We start from the raw sequence: 16,307 nt of genomic DNA on the forward strand, positions 1-16,307 counted from the left end.
TCAGTCCTCGCTTGCTGGGGGCTTACCGGCCAAGGCGACGGCCTCGCCTACGGAGCCGGAGGTGGCTGCGACATAGACGACGTCGTCGGCTTGGACCACGGTCTTGCTCTCGGGGAGCAGGCCCTGACCGAACCGGATGATGAAGGCGACCCTGGCGCCCACATTGCGCTCCAGATCGCGCACGGTGCGCCCGTACCACTCCTCGTGCAGCGTCAACTGGGCTACCGCAACGGTGCCCGTCGGATCCCGCCAGGTGGTGGTGCCGCCGTCCCCGATCAGCGTGGTGAGGAAGCGGTCGGTGGTCCACGGCACGGTGGCGATGGTCGGAATGCCGAGGCGCTCGTAGACGGCGGCGCGTTTGGCGTCGTAGATGCGCGCGACCACGCGCTGCACACCGAACATTTCCCGGGCCACCCGCGCGGAGATGATGTTGGAGTTGTCACCGGAGGAGACCGCGGCGAAGGCGTCGGCCCGCTCGATTCCCGCGCGGGTCAGCACATCCCGGTCGAAGCCGACACCGACCACCCGCTCGCCCGGAAAGTCCTCGCCGAGGCGCAGGAAGGCGCTGTGATCCCGGTCGATCACGGTGACCTCATGGCCGACTCGGACCAGGGCGCGTGCCAGCGATGAGCCGACCCGTCCGCAACCCATGATCACTACGTACACCGCAACCTCGTTCCTGGAAACTGTGTTCAATTGGCGGCACTCGCAGGCCCTACGTGGTTACGCAAGCTACCGCCTTCGGGCCGTGAGCTCGCGCCGCGGGGCGTTCGGTTTGCTTACCTCGGCATCGAACCGTACCCGCCAGATGTTTCCATGGCCCAATTTCCCCTCCGCCTGTCAACCAAACATACGACGCGAACCGGCCGAGGGAGCGCTGCATCCTGCGGGGATCTATGCTCGCTCCAGTGTCCAAGTTGACGACGGCAGCCAAACGTTTGCTGCTGGGCAGGCCTTTCCGTAGCGATGCGCTGGGCCACACCCTGCTGCCGAAGCGAATCGCGCTTCCGGTGTTCGCCTCCGATGCCATGTCCTCGGTGGCCTACGCTCCGGAGGAAATCTTCCTTGTTCTTTCGGTGGCGGGCATTTCTGCCTACGTCTACGCGCCCTGGGTTGGTCTGGCCGTCTCGTTCGTGATGGCCGTGGTGGTCGCCAGCTATCGGCAGAACGTGCACGCCTACCCCTCCGGCGGCGGTGACTACGAGGTCGCCACCACGAATCTCGGGCCCAACGCCGGGCTCACCGTCGGCAGTGCGCTGCTCGTCGACTATGTGCTCACGGTGGCGGTATCCATCTCCTCGGCGGCGTCGAATATCGGGTCCGCGATTCCGTTCGTCGCTACGCACAAGGTGTTGTTCGCGGTCGTCGCCATCGTCGTGCTGACATCGATCAATCTGCGCGGCATCCGGGAATCGGGTGTCGCCTTCGCGATTCCGACCTACGCCTTCATCTTCGGCATGTTCGCGATGCTGGGCTGGGGGCTGTTCCGCATCTTCGTACTCGGCGACGACCTGCGTGCCGAATCGGCGGGCTTCCAGCTCAATGCCGAGGAGGAGCACCTATACGGACTCGCGTTCACCTTCCTGATCGCGCGGGCGTTCTCCTCCGGCTGTGCCGCGCTCACCGGTGTCGAGGCGATCAGCAATGGTGTGCCCGCATTCCGGAAACCCAAGTCGCGCAACGCCGCGACCACGCTGCTGATGCTCGGCAGCATCGCGATCGCGCTGCTGATGGGCATCATCATCCTGGCCCAGAAGATCGGGATCGTGTACGCGCACAACGAATCCGAGTTGATCGGCGCGCCTGCGGACTACCACCAGAAGACGCTCATCGCCCAGCTGGCCGAAACCGTCTTCCACGGCTTCCCGATCGGGTTCTTCTTCATCACCACGGTGACCGCGCTGATCCTGGTGCTCGCCGCGAATACCGCGTTCAACGGCTTCCCGGTGCTGGGTTCGATTCTGGCGCAGGACCGTTACCTGCCACGGCAGTTGCACACCCGCGGCGACCGATTGGCGTTCAGCAACGGCATTCTGTTCCTCTCGGGTGCGGCCGTCGCATTCGTCGTGGTGTTCGGCGCCGAGGTGACCAAACTCATCCAGCTGTACATCGTCGGGGTTTTCGTCTCGTTCGTGCTCAGCCAGACCGGCATGCTGCGGCACTGGACCCGGTTGTTGCGCACCGAAACCGATCCGTCGCAGCGGGCGCGGATGAAGCGTTCGCGGGTGATCAACGCGATCGGGCTCAGTGCCACCGGGACGGTGCTGGTCATCGTGTTGATCACCAAGTTCTTCGCCGGTGCCTGGATCGCGATCTGCACCATGGTGGCGATCTTCGTTGTGATGAAACTCATTCGGCGGCACTACGATTCGGTTTCCCGCGAACTCGATGAGCACGAATGGGACGGCGTGCTGCCGAGTCGGTCGCATTCGATCGTGCTGGTGTCCAAACTGCATCTGCCGACGCGCCGGGCGTTGGCCTACGCGCGCGCGACCCGCCCCGATACTTTGGAGGCGGTGACGGTGAACGTCGACGAGGCCGACACCAGGGCGCTGGTGCGGGAGTGGGAGCGCAGCGATATCACGGTGCCGCTCAAGGTGATCGAATCGCCCTATCGCGAAATCACCAAGCCGGTATTGGATTACGTCAAGCGGGTGCGGCGCGATTCGCCGCGCGATGTGGTGACCGTATTCATTCCGGAATACGTTGTCGGACACTGGTGGGAGCAGATTCTGCACAACCAGAGCGCGTTGCGGCTCAAGGGCAGGTTGCTGTTCGAGCCGGGTGTCATGGTGACGAGTGTGCCGTGGCAGTTGACGTCGTCCGCGAAGGCCAGGCAGGCCGGTGTGGTGAATGCGCCCGGTGCGGTGCGGCGCGGGTACGAGGACCGAGGGTGACCGACTGGCGCTCGAACACCTTCCAGGTGCGGCTCGGCCCGCCCGGGCACGGCGGATTCTGTGTCGCGCGGCACGAGGGCCGGGTAGTCTTCGTGCGACACGGGCTACCCGATGAACTGGTTCGAGTGCGGGTCACCGAGGATCGCGGGGGTTCGTTCTGCCGTGCCGATGCGATCGAAATCCTGGAGGCATCCCCGGATCGCGTTCCCGCCACCTGTCCCGTCTCCGGTCCCGGTGGCGCGGGCTGCTGCGATTTCTCCTTCGCTACTCCCGCCGCGCAGCGGGCGCTGAAGGCGGCGGTGGTGGCGGAGCAACTGCATCGCATCGCCGGAATCGAACGAGATATCACCGTGGAGCCGATCGCCGGATATCCGGCCGACGCCACCGGCGGCTGGCGCACCCGCGTCCGGCTGGCCGTCGATGCCGAGGGCCGAGCCGGAGTGCACGGATACCGCAGCACCGAAGTGATCACCGATCTGCGCTGCCCCCAACCGGTTCCGGGTGCGATGGACGGTATCGCGGACCGACTGTGGACGCCGGGTGCGGATCTGGTGATCGCGGTGGACGGTGATGGGATGCGACACATCGTCGAGCTGGCCCCGTCCGTGGTTGGGGGTCGTGCCGAGCGTGGGAGCGATCGGCCTTCGGCGCGAGGTGGGGATCGGCGTGGCAAGCGGGAGACGGACCGGCGCGGCGGTAAACGCCGTGGCGCGGAGCGAGGACCCGGTGATGCCGAGTGGCCGCGCACCGGCGCCCGCGGACACGGCGACGAAGGCCATCGTGCGAGTCGCGGTGGCGCACAGTGGCAGCGCTTCGACGAGGGCGACAGCAGTCGGAGTCGTCGTGGTGCCGAACCCGGGGATGATGGCGACTGGAGTCGCGGTGGCGATCGGGGCGGGCGGCGGGGACGGTCTGGTAGTGATGAGCTCGGTGGTGCAGGCTCGCAACGCGGTGATCGGCCCGGATCGGTTGGGGGCGAGGGGGTTCGGCGGCGGGCCGCAGCGCGGCGGGCGGCGACGCACGCGGCTCGGGACGAGTGGGTGATGGGTGGTAGCGGTCGGACGGTCGAATATGTGGCCGGGCGCCGGTGGGAGCTGGCCGCGACCGGGTTCTGGCAGGCGCATCATGGTGCGGCGCAATGTTATTCGGATCTGGTTGCCGGATGGGCGGGGCTGGGTCTCGGTGCGCGGGCGTGGGATCTGTACAGCGGCGTCGGGGTTTTCGCGGCGGCGCTGGCCGGACAGGTCGGTCCGACCGGTTCGGTGCTCGCGGTGGAATCGACGCGGTCCGCCGTCGCGGACGGCAATGCCGCGCTGCGCGATCTGCCCTGGCTGGACCTGCGCGCCCAACGCGTCGAACATTGGCTGGCCGAACATGCCAGCAGTGCCGCTCCGGATGTGGTCGTCCTGGATCCACCTCGCGCGGGCGCGGGCAAGGAGGTCGTCACCGCCGTGACCACCAGCGGCCCGTCCCGCATCATCCACATCGGTTGCGACCCAGCCTCTTTCGCCCGCGACCTCGGCCTCTACCAGTCGGCGGGTTACCACCTCGCCGACCTGCGCGCCTTCGACGCCTTCCCTGCCACCCACCACGTCGAATGCCTCGCCCTCCTCGAGCGCTGACCTCACAACGCCTTTGGCGCGCACCGCGGACTCGATCAAGATCAGGTGGCATCTATGGCGGCATTCGTCGAGAGGCTCCCTCCACCAGTTCCACTTGATCTTGATCCGCCCTGCAGCGTGGCGGTGATGGCGGCTTAGAGTCACGGCATGACCGTGTATGTGGTGGCGCAGTTGAAGTTCATTGATCGTGCGGCTTACGATCGCTACCGTGCGCGCTTCCTCGAGGTGTTCACCCGCTACTCCGGCACTCTGCTGGCCTCCGATGAATCCCCGCGGGTGATCGAGGGCGATTCGGATCGCGAGAAGGTCGTGCTGATGTCGTTCCCGGACGAGCCCGCATTCCGCGAGTGGGCGGATTCCCCTGAGTACCAGGAGATCTCGAAGGATCGTCACGTGGGCGCGGATACGGTGACATTGCTGGTCGACGGCATCGACCGCCGCTCGTGAAGGTCAGTCTTCGTACACCGGTGGCCGCCGGTCGCGCCGCGCCCGGATGGCTTCGTCGAAATTCTCGGTGGTGAGTCGGACGTAGAGCTGCGACATGCCCTCGTGCTGCATATGGGATTCGAAACCGCCGGCCTCCATACCGCTCCACAGCATGCGTTTGGTGAGCTCGGTACCGACGCGGCTGAAGCTGATAATCCGTTCGGCCAGGTCGTAGCAGGTGTCCAGCAGTTCGGCGGCGGGCACGACGCGCGAGACGAGGCCGATCCGTTCAGCCTCGATCGCGTCGACATCCCGGCCGGACAACATGATTTCGAAGGCCCGCGAGGCGCCGATGGCGCGCGGCAGCAGGTAGCTGATCCCCAATTCCGCTGAGGTGAGGCCGTTATTGATGCCCGCCGCGCGAAAGTAGGCGTCCTCGCCAGCGATTCGGATATCGGTGGCGACGCTGAGACAGAAGCCACCGCCGATCGCCGCACCGTTGATCGCGGCGATGACCGGTTGGTTCATCCGCCGCAGCGTGATCATCACATCGTTCAGCAGATCCATCGAGCGCCGCGCAACGCTGGTCTTGGTCAGACCTTCGGTATCGGGAATCCGGCCCGCGTTCTGCAGATCCGCGCCGGAGCAGAAGCCTTCGCCCGCGCCGGTGAGCACCACGACCCGCACTTCGTTATCGGCACTGACCGTTTCGAGTGCCTCGCGTAGCGGGATCATCACATCGAAGGCCATCGCGTTCATCCGTTCCGGCCGATTGAGCGTGACCAGCGCGACCTGCGGTCGCGGTTTCTCGATGAGCACGAACGACATGCGGACCCCTTCGGACACGATGAGGCCCTCACTATACCCAAGCAAGCGTTAGGTCGAGTGGAATCAGTCGAGCTGCCAGGTCGCGCGGATGGTCGCCGAGATTTCGGATTCGCCGAGTTCGACCGGAACCGGAGCGCCACCGTACGACTCGTTCATCGGGGCCGACACGGCCATGAGCCGAGGCGTCGCGGGTGGTGCGGAGGTGGCGTTCTCGGTGATTTCCAGCACCGGGCCGAGGGTGCGCCGCGCACGGCCCGCATACTGCTCAGCCTTTGCGAGCGCGTTGTCCCAAGCGGCATCGCGGGCGCGGATCAGCAGGCTCTCCCGATCGGCGAAACCGAGATCGAGGCCGCCGAGGCGGACATCGTCACCACCGGCGTCGACACAGTTGGCGATGATCGTGGCGGGGCCCGGATCGGCCGTTTCGCCGATGTCGCGCAGCACGACGGTGAGGTCGGTGGTCGCGACGTAACCGGTGATCTTCGAGCCACCGCCCTCGAGCCAGACCGTTTCGGTGCGTACAGACAGTCCGCTGGTCGCGATATCGGTGCCGGGAACGCCATCGGAGCGCAGCGATTCGGTGACCGCGGCGACGCGCTCACCGGCCTGGCCGTAGGCGAGCGCGACCTTGCCTGCGCGAGTTTCGATGGAAATGGTGACGCGCATCAGATCCGGGGTGGCGCGGGCGCTGCCGGACCCGAAGGTGGTGACCGTGCTCGCGGTGCCGTCGGACTTCTTCTTGCTCACAGCGCTCTCCTGACTTCATCGGTTTCGGACGCAACGGTCGATGCTTCGGAAATGTCCCCTTGACCCGGGCAAACCGGTCAATAGTCGCCGCCGCGTACGGCGATCGCGCGTACCGCCGCATCCATCTGCGCATACGCTCCCGCGGCGAGTCGCTCGAGCAGCGCGAGCTTGAGGTCCGGCGCTTGCTCGGTGAGCATGTCGAACCGCTTCGGACGCAGCACCGCGACGCGCACCGCGCGTTCCGCACGTGCCTCGTTCGCGAACGGTGTCCCGACCAACATCGGGACCTCGCCGAAAGACATTCCCGCCGAAAGCGATACCAGCCGATGGGTCCGGGCATCGGTGCCCTCGAAGGTGATCCGGACCCGGCCCTCGAGAATCAGATACAGCCCGGAGCGGGCGCTGCCGCGCTCGGCGATGACCTCGCCGCGGGCGATGGTGCGGACCTCGAAGTCCTTGGCCAGCCGACTGCGATCGTCCGGAGCGAGAGCCGCGAGGGCGGGATGGTCCTCGATCGGCAGGGATGTGCACGCCGGTTCGTCCGCGGGCCGATGGTGGTCGAGGACGATGTCCTCACACCATTCGGTCGCGGTATCCCGATCGATGAAGACCCGCCCCTGTGGGTCGGCCGGATCCAGGCTGGAGACCAGATGCCCCAGTTTGCCGTCCGGGTCGACAATGGCGACGCGGCAGCCCGCCGCGGCGAGTTCGATCTGCAAGGCATCGAGCATCTGGACCGCGATCCCGCTGACCTCACCGACCCGCCGCAGGTCCACTACCAAGGCCGCCAACTCGCGCGCCTGCTCCTCGACCGCGCGCACTGCCCGCTCCGCACCGGTGAACAACAGGTCGCCGTGCAGTTCGTAGACGCGGGCACGGTGCCCGAATGCGGCGAGGACGTTCAACTCGTCGGTGGTGCGTCGCAGCCGTGACGGCACCTCGGCCACCGTGTACGCGGCGCGGATCGCGGTGCGCGCGGACCGGGTGACGTGCAGGAAGTGCAATTCGAGCCGCTGTGACAGCGCCCGGCAGGCCGCGACACCGCGCACGCTGCTGCCGTGCGTGTCCAGCCGAGGGGAATAGACGGCGATGCCGATCTGGCCGGGCAGCACGGCCACGATGCCGCCGCCGACACCGCTCTTGGCGGGGAGGCCGATGGTGGTCACCCAGTCGCCCGCGGCGTTGTACATGCCGCAGGTAGTCATCACACTGAGCACGCGTTCGGTCAGGGCCGCGGTCAGTGCGCGTTCGCGGGTCAGTGGGTTGAGTCCGTTATTGGCCAGCGTCGCGGCCATCAGCGCGAGATCGCGGCAGGTGACATCGATCGAGCACTGCCGGAAGTACCGGTCGACCGCCTCGTCCGGATCGGATTCGATGATGCCGAAGGAGCGCAGCATGTAGCCGATGGCGCGATTGCGGAATCCGGTGCGCGCCTCCGATGCGTACACCGCCTCGTTCATGGTCAGCTCGCGCCCGGCGAAGCGGGAGTAGCAGCGCCGGATGCGCTCGAAGCGCTCGGTCGGGTCGCGGCCGGTGACGAGTGCGGCCGCTGTGATGGCCCCGGCATTGATCATCGGATTGCGCGGGCGCTCGGTCACCGGATCCAGGCTGATCTCGTTGAACGCTTCGCCGGAGGGTTCGACATCGATGTGCTCGGCGACGGTCGCGATGCCCCGATCGGCCAGTGCGAGTGCGTAGGTGAAGGGTTTGGAGATCGACTGGATGGTGAACTCGGTGGTGACGTCGCCGGTACCGTAGACCCGTCCGTCCGCGGTGGCCAGGCACAGTCCGAACGAATCGGGTTGTACGGCAGCCAGTTCGGGGATGTAATCGGCGAGTTCCCCGGAATCGTCGGCGCGGCACAATTCGTAGACATCGGTGACGATGCGTGCCACGACGCCGGGGTCGACCGTTTGCGGAACCTTCTGCTCGGGCAGGGCCACGGGTCCACTCTAAGCTGGGTAACGTTAGGTGGACCGGCGAACTCGTCCGCCCGAGCGTGTCTTCGGATGGGCGGCGATTCGTGTGGAGGCTCACACTTCCACGCGAACTCGGCTGGTGGCGGGGCATTGTCGTGCGGAGCCACTGGCGCGGCTCCGTAGACTGATCGGATCAGATGCGCTATCCGGAGGGAGCGAGTTCAGGTGGGAGTGCTTTCCCGGGTCGATACGCCCGAAGACCTGCGACGGCTGACCGTTGCCGAATTGGGTGAACTGGCGGAGGAGATTCGCGAGTTCCTGGTGCAGAAGGTCGCCGTCACCGGCGGGCACCTCGGCCCCAATCTCGGCGTGGTCGAGCTGACCATCGCACTACACCGGATCTTCGACTCGCCGGCCGATCCGTTGATCTTCGACACCGGGCATCAGGCCTACGTGCACAAGATCCTCACCGGCCGCAAGGATCAGTTCGACACGCTGCGCAAGCAGGGTGGATTGTCCGGCTACCCGAGCCGATCCGAGAGCGCCCACGACTGGGTCGAGTCCTCGCATGCCTCGGCTTCGCTGTCCTATGCCGACGGTCTGGCGAAGGCCTTCGCACTGACCGGGCAGAACCGGCATGTGGTCGCGGTCGTCGGCGACGGCGCGCTCACCGGTGGCATGTGCTGGGAGGCGCTGAACAATATCGCCGCCGCGCCGGACCGGCCCGTCGTCGTGGTGGTCAACGACAACGGCCGCTCCTACGCGCCGACCATCGGCGGCCTCGCCGACCGGTTGACCGCGCTGCGCACCCAGCCCGCCTACGAGCATGCGCTGGATGCGGGGAAGCGGATCCTCAAGAGCATTCCGCGCGTCGGTGAATCCGCGTACTCGATGGTGCACGCGGTGAAGGCCGGGATCAAGGATGCGGTGAGTCCGCAGGAGCTCTTCAGCGATCTCGGGTTGAAGTATGTCGGGCCGGTGGACGGCCACGACACCGTCGCGTTGGAAGCGGCGCTGCGTCGCGCGAAGGATTTCGGCGGGCCGGTCGTCGTGCACGTGGTGACGCAGAAGGGGCGCGGCTACTCACACGCCGAGAACCACGTCGCCGACCAGATGCACGCCTGTGATCCGATCGACCCGCTCACCGGCCGCCCGCTCGGCGGCCCCAAGGCGCTCGGCTGGACCTCGGTGTTCTCCCAGGAGCTGATCGCGCATGCGGAGAAGCGCGACGATATCGTCGCGATCACTGCGGCCATGCCCGGACCGACCGGTCTGGCGGCATTCGGGGAGCGGTTCCCGGAGCGGATGTTCGATGTCGGCATCGCCGAACAGCACGCGATGGCCTCGGCGGCCGGACTCGCCCTCGGCGGCATGCATCCGGTGGTGGCGATCTACTCGACATTCCTCAACCGCGCCTTCGACCAGTTGCTGATGGATGTCGCACTGCTGAAGCAGCCGGTGACGGTGGTGCTGGATCGCGCCGGAATCACCGGTCCGGACGGCGCCTCGCACAACGGCATGTGGGATCTGTCGGTGCTCGGCATCATTCCGGGCATGCGCGTTGCGGCACCGCGCGATGCGGCGACATTGCGTGAGGAGTTGGCCGAGGCGCTCGCGGTGAGTGACGGACCGACCGCCATCCGCTTCCCGAAGGGCAGTGTGACCGAGGATATTTCGGCCGTTGAGCGGCTCGACGGAGTCGATGTGCTGCGGCTGCCCGAGCGTGAGGGTGGCTCTGCTCGAGCCCAGCGCGGTGATGTACTGCTCGTCGCGGTCGGACCTTTCGCCTCGATCGCGGTCGCGGTCGCGGATCTGCTGGAGCCGGAAGGTATTTCGGTCACGGTCATCGATCCGCGGTGGGTGCTGCCGGTTTCCGATACCGTCGTCAAACTCGCCGAAAACTACCGTCTCGTAGTGACTCTGGAAGACGGCGGTCTGCACGGCGGCATCGGATCCACCGTATCCGCACGCTTGCGCGGTGCGGGCTTGGATGTGCCGACTCGCGATCTCGGTGTGCCGCAACACTTCCTGGACCATGCGTCGCGCAACGAGGTGCACGAAGAGCTCGGACTGACGGCTACCGATATCGCCCGCCGCATCTCGGGCTGGCTCGACGCACGCTGATCCAGGGTTGTCGCTCCGGTGCCGACCGGCGCTGGGCGGCACCATCATTGGTGCTTCGACTACCGTGCTGCGTTACGGCGGTGGGAGGCACGGACTTTCACGCGATTGCCGCAGACGTCCATCGAGCACCATGTGCGGCCGCGGTTGCGGGAATGATCGTAGAAGGCCCAGCGGCAGCTCGGTTCCCGGCAGGTCTTGAGGCGTGACCAGGTGCCCGCGGCGACCGCGGTGGCGACGTCGGCGAGCAGGGTGGCCAGGGCATGGTCGACGCGGTCGTCGGTGTGCGGGACCAAGCGGGGCGGGATGCTGGTCACCTCCAGCGTGAGTGGCAGCGCCGCGGTGAGCGCGGCGAGTTCGGTGCGGGCCGCTGGGTTCAGACCGTCTGGACGGGGACTGGTGACGGGTTCGGCATTGTTCGTGGCGAGTAGGGCGCGCAGACCCTCGCGGACGCGGACGGTTCGCTGTTGTGCGGCCGCATCGGCTGAGCCCTCGGGCAGCAATTCGTGTGTGCGGAGCCAACTCGTCAACTGCTCGGGTGTGCCGATGTCGTCGCCGTCCGCGCGGCGCGTGTTGACGAATTCCACCAGACGAGCGAGCGCCGCAGGTGCGGCATCGACTGTGTCGGACATGAAGTCAATAGTAACCGTCCATTGACGATGGCCGGTTACCTAACTACCGTTTCGGGAACAGAAGTTATCCAGAGCGGAGACTCCGCTCCGATACAGGAGGATCAATCATGGGATCGGTCAAGAGGGAGATCCTCGTCGAGGCGCCCGCCGAGCAGCTGTGGGCGATCATCGGCGACTTCGCGCATGGCCCGGAACGTATGGCGCCCGGTTTCGTCACCGACAGCACCCTCGACGGTCCGGACCTGCGTATCGTCACCTTCGCGAACGGCACGGTGCTGCACGAACGGTTCATCGCGCTCGACGAAACCGAACGCCGGATCGTGTTCTCCATCGTCGGCGGAAGCGTCACCCCGGAGCACGACAGCTCGTCCATGCAGGTTTTCCCGCACGCCGACGGCAGCCGTTTCGTCTGGATCCACGACACCCTGCCGCACGAACTCGCCGACGCGTTCGGCGCATCGATGGAGCACGGCCTGCGGGTCTTCAAGCAGTCCGTCGAGACCGCCGTCGCGACCTCGTCCTGAAGGCCGAGTCCGCCTACTCGGAGGTTGGGGTCAGGGCGGCGGCGAGTCGGGGGACCGCGAGTTCGCGCTGCCAGGGTCGCGCGCCACACGACTTGAGGAATCCGTCGATCGCGGCGGATAGGTCGTCGAACTCGCCCACACGGTCGTAATCAGGGAGTCCGTCCCAGCACAAGCGGCGCACCAGGTCGGGGGCGAGCAGATTTTCCACCGGAATCGCGTACTCGATGGTCAGTTCACCCATCGCCGCGCGGGCTCGAACCAGTCGGGCGGCGGCGGCCGGATCGCGGCGCTCCCAGCGGTTCACCGGGGGCGGTCCCTCGAACGGTTGGGTCAGGGGTGGTAGGTCGGTGTCGGGGAGGGCGCGGCCGCGGTCGACGGCGGCGAGCCAGTCGCGGGAGTAGCGGCGTTGGCGTGGCCCGCCGAAGACCGGCAGGGTGCGCAGTTGGGCGATGGTGCGCGGTTCGGCATTCGCGGCGGCGATGATCGCGGCATCCGGCAGGATGCGGGCCGGGGCGACATCGCGGGTGCGCGCGAGGGTATCTCTGGTGGTCCACAGTTCGCGCACGATGGCCAGCTGGCGGGTGCGGCGCAGGGTGTGGATGCCGGAGGTGCGCCGCCAGCGGTCGGCCTTCGGCGTACCGGGTTCGGTGATCCGGATATGCTCGAATTCCTGTGCGGCCCAATCGGCCTTGTGCTGGACGTCGAGCGAAACGGCCACCTCGTCGCGCAGCTCGAGCAGCAATTCGACATCGAGCGCCGCGTAGTTCAGCCAATCGTCGGGCAGCGGCCGGGTCGACCAGTCGGCCGCGCCATGACCCTTGCGCAATGCACGGCCGAGTAGCCGCTCCACCATGGCCGCCAGTCCGACGCGCTCGAAACCGGCCAGCCTGCCACCCAATTCGGTGTCGAACAGTCGCGCGGGGCGCAGGCCGAGTTCGGCGAGTCCGGGTAGATCCTGGTCCGCCGAATGCAGCACCCACTCCAGATCGTTGATCGCGGCGGCCAGCGGTTCGAGCGCATCGGCGACCGGAATCGGATCGATCAGGAAACTGCCCGAACCCGCGCGCCGCAACTGGATCAGGTAGGCACGCGCCGAATACCGGAAACCGGAGGCGCGCTCGGCATCGACGGCCAGTGGACCGGTGCCCGCCGCGAGCCGAGCAGCGGCGTCGGCGACCTCTGCTGCGGTTACGAGCACGGGGGGCACACCGGCGGCAGGCACGAGCAGCGGCTCCGCCGTGCTTTCTGGTGGCGTGTTGCTTTGCTCGGACTCGTCTGCTACCGACATAAACCTGAACTTTACGTGGCGATCAGGTGTGGTCGTTGCTGGTATACGACTCCGGTCGCAGATGGGTGATTCCGGCGGGCGGCAAACCGGCCGCGTAGGCCAGCACTTCGCAGAAGCCTTCCACGTGCGGACGCATATCGGTGGTCATCGCGGTCCAGGAGGCGCGCAGCTCCAATTGGTGTGCGCGCGGCGGTCCGGCGATATCGCCGTAGCGCACCGAACTGGTGGAGGTGACGGTGCCGCCGAGCGCGGTGAACGGTTCGCCGCGGGTTTCGAGCGCGTCGACCAGCCAGCTCCAGGCGACCTCGGGCAGCAGCGGGTCGGTGGCCAGTGCCGCATCGATATCGGCCTGGATGTAGGCCACCAAGCGGAAGACACCGTGCCAGGCCTCGCCGCCCTCGGGATCGTGCAGCAGGATCAGCCTGCCGAAGGCATCGCCCTCGGAATCGACCGGCACCACATTGGATTCGGGGTGTTTGACTTCCGCGCCTAGTGCGTACGAAAAGGGTGCCAGGCGTTGTGGGGGCCGGATAGGTGCCAGCTCGATTCGAGGGTGCACGGTTGCGGTGCCCATCGCATCGACCGCGGCGCGAAATTGAGCTGGCTCGCCGTTGGGTCCTTCGGTCGGTGCGGCTCCGTCGCGGAAGTCGAGCGGTGTCACGGAAGCGACGGTAGACCTTGCGTGCCCGGCGCAGTCGGAGGCGCGCCGCTAGAGGGCCTTGCGGGCCGCATACGATAGGCGGTGATGAGCACTCAAACCCGTCGCCGGTTGACCGATGCCCCGTTCCTGGCCGCCGCCACCGGCGCCGCACCGAGCCGTCGTCCGGTGTGGTTCATGCGGCAGGCCGGACGGTCGCTGCCCGAGTACCGCGAACTGCGCAAGGGCATCGGCATGCTGGAGTCGTGCTTCGACCCGGAGCTGGTGTGTGAGATCACCATGCAGCCGATCCGGCGCCACGGTGTCGATGCGGCGATCTTGTTCTCCGACATCGTCGTTCCGCTGAAGGCCGCCGGTATCGATCTCGATATCGTGGCCGGTGTCGGGCCGGTGATCGCCTCGCCGGTGCGCGCCATCTCGGATGTGCGCGCACTGCCGCGGCTGCGCCCCGAAGAGGTGGGCGCGGTGACCGACGGGGTGAAGCTGCTGACCGACGCGCTCGGCGATACGCCGCTGATCGGATTCGCCGGTGCGCCGTTCACGCTCGCGTCGTATCTGGTCGAGGGTGGGCCGAGTAAGAACCACGAGCGCACCAAGGCGATGATGCACGCCGACCCGAGGACCTGGCACGAGTTGCTCGGCGTCCTGACCGATATCACCATCGCCTTCCTGCAGGCACAGTTGGCCGCCGGTGTGGACGCCGTGCAGTTGTTCGATTCGTGGGCCGGTGCGCTCTCGCTGGCCGACTATCGCGAATTCGTGCTGCCGCATTCGGAGCGGGTATTCGCGGAGGTCGCCGCGGCCGGGGTGCCGCGGATCCACTTCGGGGTCGGGACCGGTGAGTTGCTCGGTGCGATGGGCGAGGCGGGAGCCGATGTCGTGGGCGTCGATTGGCGGGTGCCGCTGACCGAGGCGGTGCGTCGGGTCGGCCCCGGAAAAGCGTTGCAGGGCAACCTGGATCCCGCCGTGCTGTTCGCCGGATCCGCTGCCGTCGAGGCCGAGGCGCGGCGTATCGCACACGAGGCCGATGAGGCGATCACCATGGGTGCGGCCGGTCATATCTTCAACCTCGGGCACGGAGTGCTGCCCGACACCGATCCGGGTGTGCTGACCGACCTGGTGCAACTCGTCCACGAACTGTGACCGGCCGGTCAGCCGGTGCCGCCGGGTAGGAGTCCGGTGCTCGAAGAGATCGCGGGTCGGGTCGCCGCCCGCGCGCCGCGACTCGGTTCGACCCGCCTGGTAGCGGTGGACGGTCCGGCTGGAGCTGGAAAGTCGACGTTCGCAGCGTCTTTGGCGGCCCTGTGCGATGCCCAGGTGGTCCCCGCCGACGACTTCGCGGCTGGAAACAACCAACTCCCCTGGTGGCCGCGGCTCGAACAGCAGGTGCTGGTGCCGATCGCCCAGGGTCGTGTCGGTCGATATCAGCGATACGACTGGGACAAGCGGGGTTTGGCCGAATGGCACGATGTCGGACCCGGGGGAGTGCTCATACTCGAAGGCGTCTCCTCGGCCCGCGCCGTCGTCCGCGATCGGCTATCGCTCGCGGTATGGATCGACACCCCGCGCGCGGTGCGTCTGGCCCGCGGTCTCGAACGCGACGGTGTCCACACCCTGCCCTTATGGGAGCAGTGGATGGCCGCTGAAGACGAGCACTTCGCCACCGACAACACGCGCGACCATGTGGACCTGATCATTCCCGGTTCGCCTCGACCGCCCTCCGCAAACGAATGACGTAACGGACTTGTCGCGCGGATCGCGCCTTATGTGCGGCCGTAAATGGCCGTGCAACAGTGCGATTCCGGAAGTCGGCTAGGGCTTGCGCTGTCCGATCACCACATCGAGCAGGGCGGCGGCTTCGATGGCGAGCGTGTCGACGGCATCGCTGTGTCCGGCGAGTTTGCGCAGCAGCGCCTGTTGGAAGAGGCCGTCGAAGATGGCGTAGGCGGTGGCGGAGGGGACCAGGAGCGGTCGACCTGACAGCTCGGCGAAGCGGTCGACGACGTTGCGGATCATCTCCTCGCGATGGCCGTCGATTTCGAGCACGTCATCGCGGAAGGACTCCTCGAACAGACTCTGGTTGCGCAAGTCGTACCAGAGCCGATGCAGGGGGGCGTCGGCATCCAGGGTGGCGGCCATTGCGGCGCCGAAGTCGCGCCGGAGCTGTTCGGCTGTCGCCGCTGCGGTGACGATGTCGTCGTAACGGGTGACGCACACCTGCTCGTATTGCCGCACCGCGTGGGTGATCAGCTCGACCTTGTCGTTGAAGTAGTAGTGCAGCACTCCGTGGGTGAACTCGGACTTCTGCGCGATCTCCCGCAGGCTGGTCCGGGCATAACCGAGTTCGGCGAGGGTGTGCAGTGCGGCGGCGGCCAGCTGTGCGCGTCGCTCGCCGAACTTGTCGACCTGTCGGCGCGCGATTCGATCCCGCCTGGTCTCGACGATTTCGGTCATCGTGGCTTCTCTCCGTCACCGCTCGTGTGAATTCGCCCAGTGTATCGCGGTATCGGCGATGGGCGACCAGCTGGTTTGACGATCGTGCAAGAAATGCTTGACGACTGTCAAAGAAAGTCTTGACGACCGTCAAGCATGCGCGCACACTGTGATCCACGTCGCATCCGATCAGTCGAATGCGAAATCCGAAT

Annotated in this window: 15 protein-coding genes; 7 read left to right on the forward strand and 8 right to left on the reverse strand. The window is 66.8% G+C overall.

All coding sequences use genetic code 11. The features are described 5' to 3' along the window. Window positions 1-666: a potassium channel family protein gene (locus NP3_RS22700; protein ID WP_040692532.1), complete on the reverse strand. Its 666-nt coding sequence runs from the start codon at window positions 664-666 to the stop codon at window positions 1-3. Window positions 667-908: 242 nt separating this feature from the next. Here NP3_RS22700 and NP3_RS22705 point away from each other — a divergent pair, with 242 nt between their 5' ends. The 3 genes from NP3_RS22705 (at window position 909) to NP3_RS22715 (ending at window position 4,966) form a co-directional block, all read left to right on the forward strand. Next, entirely contained in the window at window positions 909-2,897 is a 1,989-nt protein-coding gene (locus tag NP3_RS22705; RefSeq protein WP_063043644.1) for an APC family permease, read from the forward strand. Next, the gene (locus tag NP3_RS49905) at window positions 2,894-4,519 is read left to right on the forward strand and encodes a class I SAM-dependent RNA methyltransferase (RefSeq protein ID WP_063043611.1); all 1,626 of its coding nucleotides are present in this window, start codon (window positions 2,894-2,896) and stop codon (window positions 4,517-4,519) included. The genes NP3_RS22705 and NP3_RS49905 overlap by 4 nt, the downstream gene beginning before the upstream one ends. Before the next feature lie 147 nt (window positions 4,520-4,666). Beyond that, window positions 4,667-4,966, forward strand: a complete 300-nt coding sequence (locus tag NP3_RS22715; RefSeq protein WP_063043612.1) for a DUF1330 domain-containing protein — start codon at window positions 4,667-4,669, stop codon at window positions 4,964-4,966. Between the two features lie 3 nt (window positions 4,967-4,969). On the opposite strand, the gene NP3_RS22720 is transcribed toward NP3_RS22715, so the two are convergent. The 3 genes from NP3_RS22720 to glsA form a co-directional block, all read right to left on the reverse strand. Further along, on the reverse strand, window positions 4,970-5,773 hold the full coding sequence (locus NP3_RS22720) for an enoyl-CoA hydratase (protein WP_063043613.1): 804 nt from the start codon (window positions 5,771-5,773) through the stop codon (window positions 4,970-4,972). A 63-nt stretch (window positions 5,774-5,836) separates the two neighbouring features. Continuing rightward, window positions 5,837-6,520: an SIMPL domain-containing protein gene (locus tag NP3_RS22725; protein WP_063043614.1), complete on the reverse strand. Its 684-nt coding sequence runs from the start codon at window positions 6,518-6,520 to the stop codon at window positions 5,837-5,839. Between the two features lie 77 nt (window positions 6,521-6,597). Beyond that, window positions 6,598-8,463, reverse strand: coding sequence for a glutaminase A (glsA, locus tag NP3_RS22730; protein WP_084508810.1), 1,866 nt, complete (start codon window positions 8,461-8,463; stop codon window positions 6,598-6,600). Between the two features lie 201 nt (window positions 8,464-8,664). On the opposite strand from glsA, the gene dxs reads away from it, so the two are divergent. Then, on the forward strand, window positions 8,665-10,563 hold the full coding sequence (gene dxs / locus NP3_RS22735; RefSeq protein ID WP_063043615.1) for a 1-deoxy-D-xylulose-5-phosphate synthase: 1,899 nt from the start codon (window positions 8,665-8,667) through the stop codon (window positions 10,561-10,563). A 59-nt stretch (window positions 10,564-10,622) separates the two neighbouring features. Here the strand turns inward: dxs and NP3_RS22740 are convergent, their stop codons facing one another. Further along, window positions 10,623-11,192, reverse strand: a complete 570-nt coding sequence (locus tag NP3_RS22740; protein ID WP_063043616.1) for a CGNR zinc finger domain-containing protein — start codon at window positions 11,190-11,192, stop codon at window positions 10,623-10,625. 107 nt (window positions 11,193-11,299) lie between these two features. Between NP3_RS22740 and NP3_RS22745 the strand changes: the two genes are divergently transcribed. Continuing rightward, complete coding sequence (locus NP3_RS22745; protein ID WP_063043617.1) at window positions 11,300-11,716, forward strand: SRPBCC family protein; 417 nt, start codon at window positions 11,300-11,302, stop codon at window positions 11,714-11,716. A 13-nt stretch (window positions 11,717-11,729) separates the two neighbouring features. Here NP3_RS22745 and NP3_RS22750 read toward each other — a convergent pair whose 3' ends face one another. Both NP3_RS22750 and NP3_RS22755 read right to left on the reverse strand, forming a co-directional pair. Then, the gene (locus tag NP3_RS22750; RefSeq protein ID WP_063043618.1) at window positions 11,730-13,004 is read right to left on the reverse strand and encodes an HRDC domain-containing protein; all 1,275 of its coding nucleotides are present in this window, start codon (window positions 13,002-13,004) and stop codon (window positions 11,730-11,732) included. Between the two features lie 22 nt (window positions 13,005-13,026). Next, window positions 13,027-13,578, reverse strand: a complete 552-nt coding sequence (locus NP3_RS22755) for a DUF3000 domain-containing protein (RefSeq protein WP_063043646.1) — start codon at window positions 13,576-13,578, stop codon at window positions 13,027-13,029. 171 nt (window positions 13,579-13,749) lie between these two features. On the opposite strand from NP3_RS22755, the gene hemE reads away from it, so the two are divergent. Together hemE and NP3_RS22765 are read left to right on the forward strand one after the other, a co-directional pair. Next, window positions 13,750-14,805: a uroporphyrinogen decarboxylase gene (gene hemE / locus NP3_RS22760; RefSeq protein WP_063043619.1), complete on the forward strand. Its 1,056-nt coding sequence runs from the start codon at window positions 13,750-13,752 to the stop codon at window positions 14,803-14,805. Between the two features lie 36 nt (window positions 14,806-14,841). After that, complete coding sequence (locus NP3_RS22765) at window positions 14,842-15,396, forward strand: uridine kinase family protein (RefSeq protein WP_063043620.1); 555 nt, start codon at window positions 14,842-14,844, stop codon at window positions 15,394-15,396. A gap of 78 nt (window positions 15,397-15,474) precedes the next feature. Here the strand turns inward: NP3_RS22765 and NP3_RS22770 are convergent, their stop codons facing one another. Beyond that, window positions 15,475-16,116 (reverse strand): TetR/AcrR family transcriptional regulator, encoded by a 642-nt coding sequence (locus NP3_RS22770; RefSeq protein WP_063043621.1) that lies wholly within the window; start codon window positions 16,114-16,116, stop codon window positions 15,475-15,477. Between the last annotated feature and the right edge of the window lie 191 nt (window positions 16,117-16,307).

The organism is Nocardia pseudovaccinii NBRC 100343 (assembly GCF_001613225.1).
Classification (GTDB): Bacteria; Actinomycetota; Actinomycetes; order Mycobacteriales; family Mycobacteriaceae; genus Nocardia; species Nocardia pseudovaccinii.

Bases quoted from the DNA above. Each gene is read 5' to 3' on its own strand.
- hemE (WP_063043619.1), top strand. From the start codon at position 13,750: ATGAGCACTCAAACCCGTCGCCGGTTGACCGATGCCCCGTTCCTGGCC.
- NP3_RS22720 (WP_063043613.1), bottom strand. From the start codon at position 5,773: ATGTCGTTCGTGCTCATCGAGAAACCGCGACCGCAGGTCGCGCTGGTC.
- NP3_RS22715 (WP_063043612.1), top strand. From the start codon at position 4,667: ATGACCGTGTATGTGGTGGCGCAGTTGAAGTTCATTGATCGTGCGGCT.
- NP3_RS22750 (WP_063043618.1), bottom strand. From the start codon at position 13,004: ATGTCGGTAGCAGACGAGTCCGAGCAAAGCAACACGCCACCAGAAAGC.
- NP3_RS22770 (WP_063043621.1), bottom strand. From the start codon at position 16,116: ATGACCGAAATCGTCGAGACCAGGCGGGATCGAATCGCGCGCCGACAG.
- NP3_RS22755 (WP_063043646.1), bottom strand. From the start codon at position 13,578: ATGGGCACCGCAACCGTGCACCCTCGAATCGAGCTGGCACCTATCCGG.
- NP3_RS22740 (WP_063043616.1), bottom strand. From the start codon at position 11,192: ATGTCCGACACAGTCGATGCCGCACCTGCGGCGCTCGCTCGTCTGGTG.
- NP3_RS22745 (WP_063043617.1), top strand. From the start codon at position 11,300: ATGGGATCGGTCAAGAGGGAGATCCTCGTCGAGGCGCCCGCCGAGCAG.